Consider the following 14,964-nt stretch of genomic DNA (forward strand, 5'->3'; position numbering starts at 1 on the left):
GGGGAGGGGACCGCATGCTTCGCTTCGCGCTGACGCGCATCCTGATGGCGTTGCCGACGCTGCTGATCGTGGCGGTGTCGGTCTTCGTCCTGATCCGGCTGATCCCGGGCGACCCGGCGCAGCTCATGCTCGGCGACCTCGCCGACCCCGCCAGCCTCGCTGACCTCCGGGGCCGGCTCGGCCTCGACAAGAGCCTGCCGGTCCAGTTCGGCATCTGGTTCGGCAACCTGCTGCATGGCGATCTCGGCCAGTCGATCTCCTCGCAGCAGGCGGTGCTGCCGCTGATCCTGCAGCGCTTCTGGATCAGCGCGCAGATCGTGCTCGTCGCGGTCCTTTTGGCCGTCCTCGTCGCGGTGCCGGCCGGCGTCATCGCTGCCTGGCGCCAGAACAGCTCGCTCGACCTCGGCCTCGTCGGTCTGGCGACGCTGCTGCTCTCGATTCCAACCTTCTGGCTCGGCCTGCTGCTGCTGCTCTTCTTCGGGCTCAAGCTCGAGTGGCTTCCGGTCGTCGGCTACGTCTCGATCAGCGAGGATGCGACGCGCGGCATCCTCTACCTCGTCATGCCGATCATGACGCTGTTCCTGCACGAGATCGGCGTCCTGCTGCGCATGGCGCGCGCCTCGACGCTAGAGGTGCTCCGGCTCGACTACATCACCCATGCCCGCGCCAAGGGCTTGTCGGAAGGCGCTGTGCTCTGGCGCCACGCCTTCAAGAACGCCTTCGGCCCGACCTGGACGCTGATCGGCCTCGTGCTCGGCAACCTCTTGGGCGGCATCGCCGTGGTCGAGACCGTCTTCACCATTCCCGGCCTCGGCCGGCTGCTGGTCGATTCGATCTTCGCCCGCGATTACCCCGTGATCCAGGGCTGCCTGCTCTTCGTCGCCTTCACCTATGTCGTCGTCAATCTGGTGATCGACCTGTGCTATCCCATCTTCGATCCAAGGGTGACGGCGCAATGAAACGGCTCGCACCCAACGCCCTGCTGGGCGGATTCCTGATTGGCACGCTGATCGTCGTCGCGCTGATCGGCGCGGTCTGGACGCCCTACGATCCGCTCCAGCTCAGCTTCCGCGCCAAGCTCGCCGCGCCCAGCGCCGCGCATTGGCTCGGGACCGACGAGTTCGGCCGCGACGTCGGCAGCCGCCTGATGGCCGGCGCCGCGACCAGCGCCTGGATCAGCCTGCTCACCGTGACGCTGGCCGTCGTCTTCGGCACCGCGATCGGCGTGGTCAGCGGCTATGTCCGCGGCTGGTTCGACCGCATCGTCATGGCCTTCAACGACGCGCTGCTGGCCTTCCCCGGCATCCTGCTGGCGCTCGGCCTGCTCGCCGTGCTCGGCGCCAACAAATACGGCATCATCGCCGCGCTCGGCATCGCCTACACGCCTTCGGTCGCCCGCATCGTCCGCGGCGCCGTGCTCTCGCTGCGCGAGCGCGAGTTCATCGCCGCCTCGCGCGTGATGGGCAATTCCGAGCTCTTCACGATGGCAAGGCATATCCTGCCGAACTGCATCGCGCCGCTGACCGTGCTGGCGACCTCGATGTTCGGCTATGTGCTGCTGGCCGAGAGCGCGCTCTCCTTCCTCGGCCTCGGCGTGCCACCGCCGGCCCCGACATGGGGCAACATGCTCGCCGGTAGCCGGCCCTATATCGGCCAGGCGGTGTGGCTCGGCATCTTCCCGGGCCTGTGCATCTCGCTCACCCTGCTCGGCATCAACCTTCTGGGCGATGCCGTCCGCGACAGGCTCGACCCGCGCATGAGGGGGATGTGATGGCCGAGAACAGCACGCCGCTGCTCAGCGTCGACAAGCTGACGCTGGCGATCAACTCGACCGGCAAGCGCGTCGTCAACGATGTCAGCTTCTCGGTCTCGCCCGGCGAGATGGTCGGCATCGTCGGCGAATCCGGCTCGGGCAAGACGCTCGCCGCCCGCGCCATCATGGGCTTCATCCCGCCGGCGGTGCGCCGTATCTCCGGCGCGATCCGCTTCGAGGGCCATGACGTCATGACCATGGCGCCGAAGGCGCTGCGCGAGATGCGCGGTGCCCGCGTCGGCATGGTCTTCCAGGAGCCGATGACCTCGCTCAACCCGTCGATGCTGATCGGCCAGCAGCTCGACGAGGGCCTAGCGCTGCATCGCAGGCTCAGCGCCGCCGAGCGCAAGGCGCTGATCCTCGACATGCTCAGGCGCATCGGCATCCGCGATCCCGAGGGCGCGCTGACCTCCTATCCGCACCAGTTCTCCGGCGGGATGCGTCAGCGCATCATGCTGGCCTCGGTGATGCTGCTGAAGCCGGCGCTGCTGCTGGCCGACGAGCCGACCACGGCGCTCGACGCCGTCGTCCAGCGCGAGGTGCTGGAGCTGATGGTCGACCTGACCAAGGCCAACAACACGGCCGTGCTGATGATCTCGCACGATCTCGGCATGATCGCGCGCTATTGCAGCCGCATCATCGTGATGCAGCAGGGCGACGTGGTCGAGCAGGGCCTGGCCCAGGACCTGCTCGCCCGGCCGCAGCATCCCTATACCCGCAAGCTGCTCGCGGCGATGCCGCTGCGCGGCCCGGTGCGCGATCTGCCGAAGGCGGACACGCCGATCGTCTCGGTGCGTGACCTCACGGTCGACTATGGCGGCCGCCAGGGCTTCTTCCGCAAGGAGGCGCCCAAGCGCGCCCTGCACGGCGTCAGCATCGACGTCCAGCCGGGCGAGGTCGTCGCCGTGGTCGGCGGCTCCGGCTCCGGCAAGACCACGCTCGGCGGCGCCATCGCCGGGCTGGTCAAGCCGAGCGGCGGCGAGATCCGCTTCAACGGCAAGCCGATCGACAGGAGCGAGACGGCCTATTGGGACTACCGGCTGAACTGCCAGATGGTCTTCCAGGACCCGTATTCCTCACTCGACCCGCGCATGACGATCGGCGATCTCGTCGGCGAGCCGCTCCGGCTCGTGCCCGGCATGGCCAGGGCCGAGAAGGCCAGGCGCGTGCAGGAGGTGCTGACCGAGGTCGGCCTCGCCGAAGGCTTCGCCAGCCGCTACCCGCACGAGCTCTCCGGCGGCCAGCGCCAGCGCATCGCGATCGCACGGGCCGTGGTGCGCCGGCCGAGCTTCGTCATCGCCGACGAGCCGGTCTCGGCCCTCGACGTCACCGTGCGCGCCCAGGTGCTGGAGCTCTTCGCCGAGCTGCAACGCAAGCACGGCTTCTCCTGCCTGTTCATCAGCCATGACCTCGGCGTGGTCGAGCAGGTCGCGGATCGGGTCATCGTCATGCACGAGGGCCGGATCGTCGAGGAAGGCAGCCGCGACGCGATCTTCGACAACCCGCGCCACGACTACACCCGCAAGCTGCTCTCGGCTGTGCCGGGGCTGGAGAGTACGGGCGATGGCGGCGTGCGCCTGTTCTGGCGCCTGTCGGACGGCGCGGGCGAAGCGGCCCGGACCTGACGCGAAACGTTGAACGGGAAGGCTCCTCCCTTCCCCCTTGTGGGGAAGGGTAGGGGGATGGGGGGCGAATGACGGGGTGCGGCGCTGCTTGTACCGGCGGGGCGGGGAGATCGGAGAGGCAATCGCTCCGACTTTTCGACCCCCACCCCAAGCCCCTCCCCACAAGGGGGAGGGGTTTCCTGCGTCCCTTCCTGCACTGCAGAGATATCGGTCCGGAGCCTACGAGATGACGAGTACGAACAAGCCGCGCTGGCCCGGCGGCGCTGAGGCCGTGATCTGCGTGACCATCCATGTCGACGGCCCCGCCGTCGAGGCCGGGCGCGGCCAGAACGCGCTCGGCATCAACAGCCGCGGCAACTACGCGCTGCGCCGCGGCGTCGACCGCTATCTCGACATGCTCGATCGCCACGGCATCAAGGCGACCTTCTTCTGCTGCGGCTATGACGCCGAGCACTGGCCCGAGCCCTTCCGCAAGATGCACGCGGCCGGCCACGAGATCGCGGCCCATGGCTACCAGCACGAGGGCTTCGACCTCGGCGAGCGCGAGCCCGAGCTGCTGGAGAAGACCCATCGCATCCTGACCGATGTCACTGGCGAGGCCCCGGTCGGCTGGTGCTCGCCCTCCGGCCGCAAGAGCAAGCTGACGCTGCCGACCTTGCGCCGCCTCGGCTATCGCTACGACGCCAGCGAGAAGGACGAGGACCTGCCTTACCTGCTCGATGACGGCTTCGCGGTTGTGCCCAACAACACCGTCTCGCTCGACGATTTCCCGATGTACTTCACCGGCGGCGCGCTGGCCTCCGAGGTCGAGCGCAACTTCGTCCAGGAATTCGACGCGATCAGCGGCCGCGACGGCTATGTCCACCTGACCGTCCATCCGAAAGCCGGCGGCGGCTCCGGCACGCCGGCGCGCGCGGCGGCGGTCGACCGCTTCCTCGCCTATGCCAAGGCGAAGCCCGGCACCCGCTTCATGACCTGCAACGAGATCGCCGACCATTGCCTGGCCAATCCCGCAACCTGGCGGGAGCCGCGCCAATGAGCCTTCTCCTCACCGTCAACGTCCACGGCATCGGCCCGGAAGCCGCGACCATCCCCGAAGCCGAGATATTCGGCCGCGACGCCCATGGCCGCTACACCTACCGCATCGGGCTTTCCCGCGTGCTCGATGCGCTCCGCGACTACGGCCTGAAGGCGACCTTCTTCTGGCCCTCCAGCGAGGCGCAGCGCATCCCGGCTTTGCTTGAGCGCTGCCTGAAAGACGGCCACGAGCTCGCCAGCAACGGCCGCGCCTTCGAGGACCACTCCAAGCTGGGTGCGGACGAGGACGCGGTCATCGAAGAGGCCCACGACCTCCTGAGCCGCCTTGCCGGTACGGCGCCGATCGGCTTCCGCTCGCCGACCGGAACGCTCTCCGAGCGCACCATCCCGATCCTGCAACGGCTCGGCTATCGCTACGATTCGAGCTTCCTCGACGACGACGCGCCGTACTCGCTCGCGCAGTACGGTGGCGCCGGCATGGTCGAGCTGCCCATTTCCGAAGGCCTGACCGACGCGACCCATTTCCGCCGCCGCGTCACGCAGGACCGCGCTGAGGCGCTGCTCGGCGAAGAGCTGACCGCGCTGCTCGGCGTCGACGGCTATGCCTGCCTGACCTTCCATCCCCGCGCCGATATCGGCATCGGCCGCGCGGCGCGCCTGCCCATGCTGGAGCGGCTCGTGCGGCTCGCTGAAAAGCGGGGCGCGACTCCCGTTCTTTGCCGCGATGCGGCCGAGCAAACGCTTACGAATTGAGAGATCGGGAGAAGATCATGATGGTATTTGGGTGCGTGCCGGGCCGCCGCAAGCGCGCCGCCCTGGCTATCCTCATCGGCTCCGTGCTGCTGGCGGGAGCCGCCTCGGCGCAGACGCTGCGCACGGTGATCAACGCCGACATCCGCGGCCTGATGCCGGGCAAGAGCCCGGACATCTCGACCGGCAGCGTGCTGCAGAACGTCTATGAGGGGCTCGTCGCCTGGCGCAGCGACGGCAGCGTCGCGCCGATGCTGGCCGATAAGATCGAGGTTTCCGCCGACAAGCAGACCTACACCTTCACGCTGCGCGACGGCATCACCTTCCACAATGGCGCGCCGCTGACCGCAAGGGAGGTCGTCTGGACCTGGCAGCGCTTCCTCGATCCGAAATCGGCCTGGCCCTGCCGCGGCAATTTTGACGGCTCGAACGCGATCAAGGTCGAGAGCGTGCAGGCGCTCGACGACGGCCATGTCGCCTTCCATCTCGCCAGCCCGAGCGGCGCGCTGCTCAGCGCCATGGCGCGGGCCGATTGCGACTCGACCGGCATCGCCCACCCGGCTTCCGTCGATGCTGAGGGTAACTGGATCGCCGCCATCGGCACCGGCCCGTTCAAGCTGTCGGAATGGCGCAAGGGCCAGTTCGTCGAGCTCTCGCGCTTCGACGGCTACAAGCCGCGCAGCGAGGCGGCGGACGGGCTCGCCGGGGCCAAGATCGCTAAGGTCGAGAAGGTCCGCATCGAGCTGATCCCGGATGCGCAATCGACCAAGCTCGCCCTGTTCCAGGGCAAGATCGACCTCTGGCCCGAGGCCGACAGCAACCAGGTCAAGGAGTTGCAGCAGAACCCCTCCGTCACCGTGCTGACGACGCCGCTCGCCGCGATCTACGCCCTGCCGCTCCAGACCCGCGACCCGGTCCTCGCCGACAAGCGCATTCGGCAGGCGATCAACTATGCGATCGACCGCGGGAGCCTGTCCGGCGCGCTCTTCGACGGCAAGGTGCCGGCCTCCGCCTCGCTGATCCCGGCGACGAGCGCCTTCTACGGCCCGGTGCAGAAGACTGGTGCCGAGTTCGATCCCGCCAAGGCCAAGGCGCTGATCGCCGCTGCCGGCTACAAGGGCGAACGCATCGTCATCCTGACCAACAAGCAGAACGCCGTAATGGCCGACACCGCGATCTACGTGCAGGCGATGCTGCGCGAGGTCGGGCTCAACGCCGATGTCGAGGTGCTGGAGTTCGGCGCGCAGTTCGAGCGCTATTATGCCGGGCGCTACCAGATGATGGTCTGGAACGTCACGCCCTATCTCGACCCGCTCTTCATCGTCGAGCGCTTCACCGGCGACAAGGCCCGCCAGGCCGACAAGCCCTGGGACAATCCCAAGGCGCGCGACTTGCTGAAAAGCCTCTTCGCCGAGAGCGATGCCGCCAAGCGCCAGGCCCTCTACGACGATTTGCAGCGCCTCTACCTCGACGACATGCCGATGGTGGTCTGGGGCACCCGTGTCAGCTCGACCGCTGTGCGCAGGAACGTGGTTGGGTTCGAGGGCTGGCCCGGCCAGAAGCCGCGGTTCTGGGGTGTGTCGGTGAACTGAGGAGGGGGCGGGATGGCGCGGCTTTCCCTTCTCCCCTTGCGGGAGAAGGTGGCGCGAAGCGCCGGATGAGGGGTCGCGCCGCCCTTGCTCGTTGAGTTTGTCAGAGGCGCCGCGCGGCCATCGTCGCGCGACCCCTCATCCGTCTCGGCTTCGCCGAGCCACCTTCTCCCGCAAGAGGGAGAAGGAAGGAGCCCTCAGCCCCAAACCTCCCGCGCCGTCTCGACGATCAGCTCGAGCTTCTTCCACTGCTCGTCCTCGGCCAGCGTGTTGCCCTCCTCGGTCGAGGCGAAACCGCATTGCGGCGAGAGGCAGAGCTGGTCGAGCGAAACATACTTTGAGGCCTCGTCGATGCGGCGCTTGAGGTCGTCCTTGCTCTCCAGCACGCCGGTCTTCGAGGTCACCAGGCCGAGCACGACGTGCTTGCCCTTGGGCAGGAAGCGCAGCGGCTCGAAGCCGCCCGAGCGGTCGTTGTCCCATTCCATGAAGTAGCCGTCGACCGGCATGGTGTTGAACAGCACGTCCGCGATCGGCTCGTAGCCGCCCGACGCGATGAAGGTCGAGCGGAAATTGCCGCGGCAGAGATGCATGGTGATGGCGAGGTCCTTCGGCTTGTCCTTCAGCGCCGTCTGGACCATGCCGGCATAGATCTCGGGCTGATGGTCTGGGTCGTCGCCCCGCGCCCGCAGCATCTCGCGCTGCTCGGGGTCGCAGAGATAGGCGAAGGAGATGTCGTCGAGCTGGAGATAGCGGCAGCCGGCATCGTAGAAGGCGTGCACGGCCTTGTTATAGGCGTTGCCGACATCGCCGTAGAACGCGTCCATCTCCGGATAGACGCCCATGTTGATCATCTTCCGGCCGCCGCGATAGTGCAGCATGCTCGGTCCGGGAATGGTCATCTTCGGCGTCGAGCCGGTCGAGACGTTGTCGCGCAGGAAGCGGAAATGCTCGACCATCGGATGGCCGGAGAAGCCGATCTTGCCGGTGATCCGCAGCGACTTCGAGATGCCGACGCCGCCCTTGAAGTTCATCCCTGAGTCGGCGGTGATCGCGTCGACGCCGTCGAGCTCCTCCATGAAGTCGAAATGCCAGTAGGCCCGGCGGAACTCGCCATCGGTGATGCCCTGCAGGCCGATCGCCTCCTGCTTCTTGATGAGCTTGCGGATCTCCGCATCCTCGATCGCCTTGAAGGCGGCGTCGTCCATGGTGCCGGCGGCGTGCTTCTCGCGGGCGTCCTTCAGCGGCGCGCTGCGCAGCAGGCTGCCGACCATGTCGGCGCGGAAGGGGGGGATGGTCTTGGTCATGCTCGTTTCCTCAGGTCAGGGAGCGTTGTGTCCGGTCGCGTCGGGCGGGACCGGGTTGGTTGAACGTCTCGGCCGGGCCGGGCGCTCGGCGACGGAGAGATGTGCTGCCATGGCGGCCTCGTCGGCCAGCAACTCGGCGGATGTGGCGGCATGCACGATCGCGCCGCGGTCGAGGATCACGGCCCGGTCTGTCACCGGCAGGATTTTTCGCGCTTTCTGCTCGACCAGGATCACGGTCAGCTTCTCCTCGCGGATCAACCTGGCGATGGCGGCCAGCAATTCGTCGACAATGATCGGGGCGAGGCCCTCCAGCGGCTCGTCGAGCAAGAGCAGCTTCGGGTCGAGCATCAGCGCCCGCGCCACGGCCAGCATCTGCTGCTCGCCGCCGGAGAGCTGGTTGCCGAGATTGCGTTTGCGCTCGCCCAGCCGCGGGAACATCGCGTAGACCCGCTCGACCGTCCAGGCGCTGCCGCGCTGCACGGCGGTCAGGTTCTCCTCGACCGTGAGCGAGCGGAAGATGTTGCGCTCCTGCGGCACCCAGCCGATGCCGGCCGCCGCGCGCCGCTCCGGCGCGAACCGGGTGATGTCCTCGCCATTGAAGCTGATGCGGCCCGAGACATGCCGGGTCAGGCCCATGATGCTGTCGATCAGCGTGGTCTTGCCGGTGCCGTTGCGGCCGAGCAGGGCGAGCGCTTGGCCGGCTTCGAGCGAGAGCGACAGGCCGTTGATGACGACGGCGTCGCGATAGCCGGAGACGAGGTTCTCGATGACGAGGAGGTCAGACATGCGCGTCCTCCCCGAGATAGACCGCCTTCACGCGCGGATCGCTCGAGATCTCGTCGACCGTGCCCTCGGCGAAGAGCGCGCCCTGCACCAGCACCGAGATGCGGTCCGCGAAGGAGAAGACCAGCTCCATGTCGTGCTCGATCAGCAGGACCGTCACGTCCTCCGGCAGCGCCGCGACGCTGTCGAGCACGTCGTGGCGCTCGTCCTCCGGCACGCCGGCGGCGGGCTCGTCGAGCAGCAGCAGTTTTGGCTTGCAGGCCATGGCGAGCGCGATCTCGAGCAGGCGCTGCTTGCCATAAGGCAGCGTCGAGGTGCGCCGCGTCATCATCGCGCCCAACTGCATGCGGGTGAGCAGCGCCTCGGCCTCATCGATCACCGCGCTATCGGCCCCGACCCGCGACCAGAAGCGCGCGCCCGTGCCCTGGCGCTCGGCGATGGCGAGGCTGACCGTCTCGATCGGCGTCAGCTCGGCGAAGAGCTGGTTGATCTGGTAGGTGCGGGCCATACCGCGCCGCACGCGACCCTGCTGGCTGGCATAGGTGACGTCCTCGCCATTCAGCCAGATCGTGCCGGCGCTTGGCGGCAGCACGCCGGTCAGCAGGTTGATGAAGGTGGTCTTGCCGGCGCCGTTGGGGCCGATCAGCGCATGTCGGGCGCCTTGCTTCACCGAAAGCGAGACGTCGGCGTTGGCCTTGAAGCCGCCGAAGCTTTTGCCGAGGCCGATGGTGCGCAGCGCCGGGTTCATGGCCGCCGAGCCCCGAGCAGCCGCAGCAGCGGCGCGAAGGGGCGGGCCAGCCCGGCCATCCGCCGGTCGCGTCCGATCAGCACCAGGATCACCAGGATGAAGCCCATCCAGAAGATCCAGTAGGCCGGGGTCATCGCCGAGAGCGTGTCCTTCATCAGCTTGAAGGCGATGGCGCCGATCAGCCCGCCATAGAGATAGCCGGAGCCGCCAATGACCAGCACCAGCAGGGCATCGGCCGAGCGGGCGAAGTCGAGCACCTCCAGCGAGACAAATTGGGTGGTCTGGGTCAGCAGCGCCCCGGCCATGCCGGCATAGACCGCGCCGAGCGTGTAGATCGCGATCAGCCGGCGGTTCGGCGCGATGCCGATCGTGGCTGCGCGCAGGCGGTTGTCTTTCAGCGCCTTCACCGACAGGCCGAAGGGCGAATGGACGATCCGCCGCGCCGCGAGGAAGAGCAGGAAGGTCACGGTCAGGCTGTAGACATAGGCGGTCGTCCCGGCGAAATCGAAGTCGAACCGGCCGAGGATCGGCCCGGGCGCGACGCCGAGCAGGCCGTCGGCGCCGCCGGTGAGCCAGTCGAGCCGGTTGGCGATCTCGTGGAAGATCAGCGCCACGCCAAGCGTCACCATCAGCCGGGTCAGGTCGGTGCCGCGCAGGATCATGAAGCTGGCGAGGAAGCCGGCGAAGCCTGCTGCAACGCCGGAGAGCACGAGCCCGCTCACCGGCTCGGTGACGCCGTACTTGGTCAGCAGCCCGGCCGCATAGGCGCCGACGCCGAAGAAGGCGGCGTGCCCGAGCGAGACGATGCCGGCATAGCCGAGGATCAGGTCGAGCGAGAGTGCGAACAGGCCGAGGATCGCGATCTCGTTGAGCAGGAGATGGCGATTCGGCAGCAGAAGAATCAAGGCGAAGGCGCTGATCCAGAACAGAAATTCAGGCCAGCGCCAGGCGGCCTTCGCCTTCAGGAAGGCGGCGGGGCCAAGCACTGGCTTGGCGTCCTGCTGCGGGGCCGGATTGGACTGGAGCATGGCTCAGCGTCCCCGCGCGAACAGGCCTTGCGGCCTGATCATCAGCACGGCCAGCATCATCGCGTAGATGATGAAGGCGCCGAGCTGCGGCACGAGGTACTTGCCCATCACGTCGGCGACGCCAAGCAGCAGCGCCGCCAGGAACGGGCCGGTCAGGCTCGACGTGCCGCCGACCGTGACCACGATCAGGAAGTAGAGCATGAACTTGAGCGGGAAGGTCGGGTCGAGCCCGACGATCTCGGCACCGAGCGCCCCGCCCAGACCCGCCAGCCCCGAGCCGAAGGCGAAGGTGATGGCGAAGACCTTGACCACGGGAATGCCGAGCCCGCGCGCCACGCGCCTGTCGTCGACGGCGGCGCGCAGCTGGCTGCCGAAGCGCGTCTTCGCCAGGATCCATTGCAGGCCGAGCGCCATCAGCCCGCAGACCACCACCAGGAACAGCCGGTAGATGCCGATGCCGACGCCGCCAATCGTGATCCGGCCCTGCAGATAGGCGGGCAGGTGGATGTTCTGCTGCGACGAGCCCATCAGGTAGTCGGTCGCGGCGATCGCCATGAAGACCAGGCCGATCGAGAACAGCACCTGGTCGAGATGACTGCGCTCGTACATCCGGACATAGAGCGTGCGCTCGAAGAGCAGGCCGAGTGCGGCGCTGAACAGGAAGGCGAGCGGCAGGCAGGCCAGGAACGGCACACCGAACCGGTTCATCAGGACGACGGTGGCGTAGCCCCCGGCCATGGCGAAGGCGCCATGGGCGAGGTTGACGAAGTTCATCAGCCCGAGCGTGACGGCAAGCCCCGCCGCCAGCACGAAGAGCAGCATGCCATAGGCGATCCCGTCGAACAGGATGGTCAGCAAGGGGACGGGCTCCGGTACTGCTTCAATCGATCAGGAGAAGGCGCCGAACGGGGCGCCTTCTCGTCCAGAGATCCCGGATCGGGCTTCGCCGCGTCCGGGATGACCGCCTTCGGCGGTCACTTGCCGGCCTTGACCGGGTCCGGAACCGCTTCGAACGTCGAGAACTCGACATTGTAGAGCTGGCCGTCGACCTTCTCGATCTTGCGGACATAGACGTTCTGGACGATGTCGCGGGTCTTGGCGTCGATCGAGATCGGGCCGCGCGGGCTCGTCCAGCTCATGCCCTTCATCGCCTCGACCAGCGCCGTGCCATCGGTCGCGCCGTTGGTCTTCTTCAGCGCCTCGTAGATCAGGTGCATGCCGTCCCAGCCGCCGACGGCCATGAAGTTCGGGCGCACGTTGGCGGCCTTGGTGAAGGCGGCGACGAAGGCCTTGTTCTCGGGCGAGTTATGGTTCGCCGAGTAGTGGTGCGTGGTGATCGTGCCGAGGGCGACGTCGCCCATGCTGTCGACGATGTCGTCATCGGTGACGTCGCCGGTGGCGATCAGGCGCACGCCCGACTTGTCGAGCCCGCGCTCGACGAACTGCTTCATGAACTGCGAGCCGACGCCGGACGGCACGAAGACGAAGAGCGCGTCGGGCTTGGCGTCGCTGACGCGCTGCAGGAACGGCGCGAAATCGGGGTTGCGCAGCGGGATGCGGACCTCGCCGGTCACCTCGCCGCCGGCTGCGGTCAGCCGGTCCTTGAAGGCCTTCTCGGCATCGATGCCCGGGCCGTAGTCGGAGACCAGCGTCATCGCCTTCTTGACGCCGTTCTTGGCCGCCCAGTCGGCGATGCCGATCGTCACCTGCGGCAGGGTGAAGCTGGTGCGGACGATGAAGGGCGACTGCTCGGTGATCGAGGAGGTTGCCGCCGCCATCACGATCATCGGCGTCTTCGACTGCGTCGCCAGCGGCGCGACGGCAAAGGCGAGCGGCGTCAGGCCGAAGCCGGCGAGGAAGCTGACCTTGTCGTTGACCAGCAGCTCCTGCGCGATGCGCCGCGTCACGTCCGGCGTGCCGGTATCGTCCTTGACGATGAGCTCGACCTTCTTGCCGGCGACGGTCGCACCCTTCTCGGCGATGTAGAGCTTGGCCGCAGCCTCGATCTGGCGGCCGGTCGAGGCGAAGGGGCCGGTCATCGGCAGGATCAGGCCGATCTTGACCGTCTCCTGCGCCAGGGCCGGGCCGCCGGCGAGCATGAGTGCGCCGCCGAGCGCGATGGCAGCCCGGCGCGTGAAGGCAAATCTGGATGTCATCGAGCTCTCCCTAAATTGTGCGATTATCGCACTATTATTCTGAAATCGCACAGGTTTTCGGCTGATTGCGCGGACCTGTCAATTGGGTCGATAGGCGATGCCGGTGACGATTATGCGGCTTGCTGCTGGAAGCTGCCAGGCAGTTCCAAGCTTGTCGTCTTTCTGACAGGCAAACGGCCCGCTAGGCGGCACTATCGCCATCTGCACGCGGATCACGGCTCGGCCGGGCATTGCCCCTGGGCGGCGTTCTGTAGCAGGAATTGTTTCGATCGCGCTGGCACCAATTGCCATCGCGACGGGCCTTCGGCGCCATCGCGTCTCGCACATACGAGGGAATCATGGATCTCGGACTTCACGACAAGCGCGCCCTCGTGCTCGGCGCCAGCCGCGGCCTCGGCGCGGCCATCGCCCGCACCCTCGCGGAGGAGGGCGCGACCGTGATCGCCGCCGCCCGCAACACGGCGGCGATCGACGCCTGGATCGACGAATGCTCCGAGGGCGCGCGCGGCCGCATCGTCGCCGCCAGCCTCGACCTCTCCGACATCAACTCCGTGGAGACGCTGACCGGCGTGCTCGAACATGCCGGCGGCATCGACATCCTGATCGGCAATTCCGGCGGCCCGCCGCCGAAGGAGGCGAGGGAGGCGACCCGCGCCGACTGGCTCGCCTATTTCGAGTCGATGGCCGCCAACCTGTTCCACCTCACCCAGGCCTTCCTGCCCGGCATGACCGAGCGCGGCTGGGGCCGCATCATCACCATCACCTCGTCCGGCGTCGAGCAGCCGATCCCGCGGCTCGCGCTCTCGAACGGCGTGCGCTCGGCCGTGCTCGCCTGGTCGAAGACGCTGGCCGGCGAGGTGGCTTCGCAAGGCGTCACCGTCAACGTCGTGATGCCCGGCCGCATCCAGACCGAGCGCGTCGCCCAGCTCGACCAGGCCGCCGCCGACCGCGCCGGCAAGAGCATCGAGGAGACCGCCGCCGCCTCGCGCGCCACGATTCCCGCCGGGCGCTACGGCACGCCGAAGGAATTCGCCGACGTCGTCGCCTTCCTCGCCAGCGAGCGCGCGAGCTATGTCACCGGCGCCAAGATCAGGATCGACGGCGGCGCGACGCGCGGGATCTGACCACCTCATGCGGCAGAATCGGCCGCGAAAGCCGATTCTGCCGCTTCCCTGGAAGGTTCTTCTACTTTCGACGTGAAATAAGAAAAACCACGCTACTGCCTGTGAATTGATCATTAGGGCCTGCGGGTATAGCTGAAGTGTTCGATTTACCGAACGCTGACGTGTGTCATGGCCTTGGACCAGCTCGTCTCCGATCGGCGCTCGGACGGGCTGAAAACTGAGTCCGGGAGCGCCATCCATAGCGAAACCACCTTGCGGGAGCGGGCGGCGGGGCTGGTGCGCGCGTTCGACGCGGCGGATGCCGCGGGCCGGCTGGCAGGCCTCGTTGCGACCGCCCCTGGCCGCATCGTCTTCACCTCCAGCTTCGGCCTGGAAGATCAGGTCCTCACCCATCTGATCGCCAGCGCGAAACTGCCCATCGAGATCGTCACGCTCGATACCGGCCGGCTGTTTCCCGAGATCTATGCGCTGTGGGAGGAGACCGAGCGGCGCTATGGCGTGGTGATCCGGCCCTTCTACCCGCGCCATGAGGCGATAGAGCTCTACGTTCGCCAGAACGGCATCAACGGCTTCTATCAGTCGCGCGATGCCCGCAAATCCTGCTGCGACATCCGCAAGGTCGAGCCGCTTGGGCGCGCGCTCGCGGGGGCGGATGTCTGGGTCACCGGCCTGCGCGCCGACCAGTCGGCCGCGCGCGGCGGCGTCCAGCTTGCCGAGGCCGAGGCCGAGCGCGGGCTGATCAAGTTCAACCCGCTGCTCGACTGGTCGCGCGAGCGGGCGCTCGCCTTCGCCAAGGCGGAAGCGATCCCGCTCAACCCACTGCACGAAAAGGGCTTCGTCTCGATCGGCTGCCAGCCCTGCACCCGCGCCATCGCGCCTGGCGAGCCGGAGCGCGCCGGGCGCTGGTGGTGGGAGGACGACGCTGCCAAGGAATGCGGCCTGCATGTCGGCGCCGACGGCAAGCTGGTGCGCGCCAAGGCGCCCGAGCCGGCGGAGGCATAAGAAC

At 67.7% G+C, this 14,964-nt stretch carries 14 protein-coding genes; 8 read left to right on the top strand and 6 right to left on the bottom strand.

Annotation, left to right across the window (positions count from 1 at the left end):
• Window positions 1-14 precede the first annotated feature (14 nt).
• The 6 genes from DWF00_RS22565 (at window position 15) to DWF00_RS22590 (ending at window position 6,818) form a co-directional block, all read left to right on the top strand.
• Window positions 15-959 (top strand): ABC transporter permease, encoded by a 945-nt coding sequence (locus DWF00_RS22565; protein WP_114831191.1) that lies wholly within the window; start codon window positions 15-17, stop codon window positions 957-959.
• The gene (locus tag DWF00_RS22570) at window positions 956-1,771 is read left to right on the top strand and encodes an ABC transporter permease (protein ID WP_114831192.1); all 816 of its coding nucleotides are present in this window, start codon (window positions 956-958) and stop codon (window positions 1,769-1,771) included. The genes DWF00_RS22565 and DWF00_RS22570 overlap by 4 nt, the downstream gene beginning before the upstream one ends.
• A complete protein-coding gene (locus DWF00_RS22575) occupies window positions 1,771-3,438 on the top strand; it encodes an ABC transporter ATP-binding protein (RefSeq protein WP_114831193.1) in 1,668 nt (555 codons plus the stop codon). Before DWF00_RS22570 ends, DWF00_RS22575 begins: the two co-directional genes overlap by 1 nt.
• Window positions 3,439-3,664: 226 nt before the next feature.
• Window positions 3,665-4,477 carry a polysaccharide deacetylase family protein gene (locus DWF00_RS22580; RefSeq protein ID WP_114831194.1) on the top strand — a complete coding sequence of 271 codons (813 nt, stop codon included), beginning with the start codon at window positions 3,665-3,667 and terminating at the stop codon, window positions 4,475-4,477.
• Window positions 4,474-5,229 (top strand): polysaccharide deacetylase family protein, encoded by a 756-nt coding sequence (locus tag DWF00_RS22585; RefSeq protein ID WP_114831195.1) that lies wholly within the window; start codon window positions 4,474-4,476, stop codon window positions 5,227-5,229. The genes DWF00_RS22580 and DWF00_RS22585 overlap by 4 nt, the downstream gene beginning before the upstream one ends.
• A gap of 17 nt (window positions 5,230-5,246) precedes the next feature.
• Window positions 5,247-6,818, top strand: coding sequence for an ABC transporter substrate-binding protein (locus DWF00_RS22590; protein WP_245974197.1), 1,572 nt, complete (start codon window positions 5,247-5,249; stop codon window positions 6,816-6,818).
• Between the two features lie 194 nt (window positions 6,819-7,012).
• On the opposite strand, the gene DWF00_RS22595 is transcribed toward DWF00_RS22590, so the two are convergent.
• The 6 genes from DWF00_RS22595 to DWF00_RS22620 form a co-directional block, all read right to left on the bottom strand.
• A complete protein-coding gene (locus DWF00_RS22595; protein ID WP_114831196.1) occupies window positions 7,013-8,119 on the bottom strand; it encodes a 5-methyltetrahydropteroyltriglutamate--homocysteine S-methyltransferase in 1,107 nt (368 codons plus the stop codon).
• A 15-nt stretch (window positions 8,120-8,134) separates the two neighbouring features.
• The gene (locus DWF00_RS22600; protein ID WP_114831197.1) at window positions 8,135-8,905 is read right to left on the bottom strand and encodes an ABC transporter ATP-binding protein; all 771 of its coding nucleotides are present in this window, start codon (window positions 8,903-8,905) and stop codon (window positions 8,135-8,137) included.
• Window positions 8,898-9,650 carry an ABC transporter ATP-binding protein gene (locus tag DWF00_RS22605; RefSeq protein WP_114831198.1) on the bottom strand — a complete coding sequence of 251 codons (753 nt, stop codon included), beginning with the start codon at window positions 9,648-9,650 and terminating at the stop codon, window positions 8,898-8,900. The genes DWF00_RS22600 and DWF00_RS22605 overlap by 8 nt, the downstream gene beginning before the upstream one ends.
• A complete protein-coding gene (locus DWF00_RS22610; RefSeq protein ID WP_114831199.1) occupies window positions 9,647-10,678 on the bottom strand; it encodes a branched-chain amino acid ABC transporter permease in 1,032 nt (343 codons plus the stop codon). Before DWF00_RS22610 ends, DWF00_RS22605 begins: the two co-directional genes overlap by 4 nt.
• Window positions 10,679-10,681: 3 nt before the next feature.
• Entirely contained in the window at window positions 10,682-11,536 is an 855-nt protein-coding gene (locus DWF00_RS22615) for a branched-chain amino acid ABC transporter permease (RefSeq protein WP_114831200.1), read from the bottom strand.
• 116 nt (window positions 11,537-11,652) lie between these two features.
• Entirely contained in the window at window positions 11,653-12,834 is a 1,182-nt protein-coding gene (locus DWF00_RS22620) for an ABC transporter substrate-binding protein (protein WP_114831201.1), read from the bottom strand.
• 338 nt (window positions 12,835-13,172) lie between these two features.
• On the opposite strand from DWF00_RS22620, the gene DWF00_RS22625 reads away from it, so the two are divergent.
• Window positions 13,173-13,958 carry an SDR family oxidoreductase gene (locus DWF00_RS22625; protein ID WP_114831202.1) on the top strand — a complete coding sequence of 262 codons (786 nt, stop codon included), beginning with the start codon at window positions 13,173-13,175 and terminating at the stop codon, window positions 13,956-13,958.
• A 168-nt stretch (window positions 13,959-14,126) separates the two neighbouring features.
• Window positions 14,127-14,960, top strand: coding sequence for a phosphoadenylyl-sulfate reductase (locus DWF00_RS22630; RefSeq protein WP_114831203.1), 834 nt, complete (start codon window positions 14,127-14,129; stop codon window positions 14,958-14,960).
• Window positions 14,961-14,964 lie beyond the last annotated feature (4 nt).

The sequence above is a fragment of the Allobosea caraganae genome (assembly GCF_003351345.1).
GTDB lineage: Bacteria > Pseudomonadota > Alphaproteobacteria > Rhizobiales > Beijerinckiaceae > Allobosea > Allobosea caraganae.

Coding starts and splice junctions, on each gene's coding strand:
- DWF00_RS22580 (WP_114831194.1), top strand. CDS start 3,665: ATGACGAGTACGAACAAGCCGCGCTGGCCCGGCGGCGCTGAGGCCGTG.
- DWF00_RS22620 (WP_114831201.1), bottom strand. CDS start 12,834: ATGACATCCAGATTTGCCTTCACGCGCCGGGCTGCCATCGCGCTCGGC.
- DWF00_RS22625 (WP_114831202.1), top strand. CDS start 13,173: ATGGATCTCGGACTTCACGACAAGCGCGCCCTCGTGCTCGGCGCCAGC.
- DWF00_RS22585 (WP_114831195.1), top strand. CDS start 4,474: ATGAGCCTTCTCCTCACCGTCAACGTCCACGGCATCGGCCCGGAAGCC.
- DWF00_RS22575 (WP_114831193.1), top strand. CDS start 1,771: ATGGCCGAGAACAGCACGCCGCTGCTCAGCGTCGACAAGCTGACGCTG.
- DWF00_RS22595 (WP_114831196.1), bottom strand. CDS start 8,119: ATGACCAAGACCATCCCCCCCTTCCGCGCCGACATGGTCGGCAGCCTG.
- DWF00_RS22565 (WP_114831191.1), top strand. CDS start 15: ATGCTTCGCTTCGCGCTGACGCGCATCCTGATGGCGTTGCCGACGCTG.
- DWF00_RS22600 (WP_114831197.1), bottom strand. CDS start 8,905: ATGTCTGACCTCCTCGTCATCGAGAACCTCGTCTCCGGCTATCGCGAC.
- DWF00_RS22605 (WP_114831198.1), bottom strand. CDS start 9,650: ATGAACCCGGCGCTGCGCACCATCGGCCTCGGCAAAAGCTTCGGCGGC.
- DWF00_RS22630 (WP_114831203.1), top strand. CDS start 14,127: ATGGCCTTGGACCAGCTCGTCTCCGATCGGCGCTCGGACGGGCTGAAA.
- DWF00_RS22570 (WP_114831192.1), top strand. CDS start 956: ATGAAACGGCTCGCACCCAACGCCCTGCTGGGCGGATTCCTGATTGGC.
- DWF00_RS22590 (WP_245974197.1), top strand. CDS start 5,247: ATGATGGTATTTGGGTGCGTGCCGGGCCGCCGCAAGCGCGCCGCCCTG.
- DWF00_RS22610 (WP_114831199.1), bottom strand. CDS start 10,678: ATGCTCCAGTCCAATCCGGCCCCGCAGCAGGACGCCAAGCCAGTGCTT.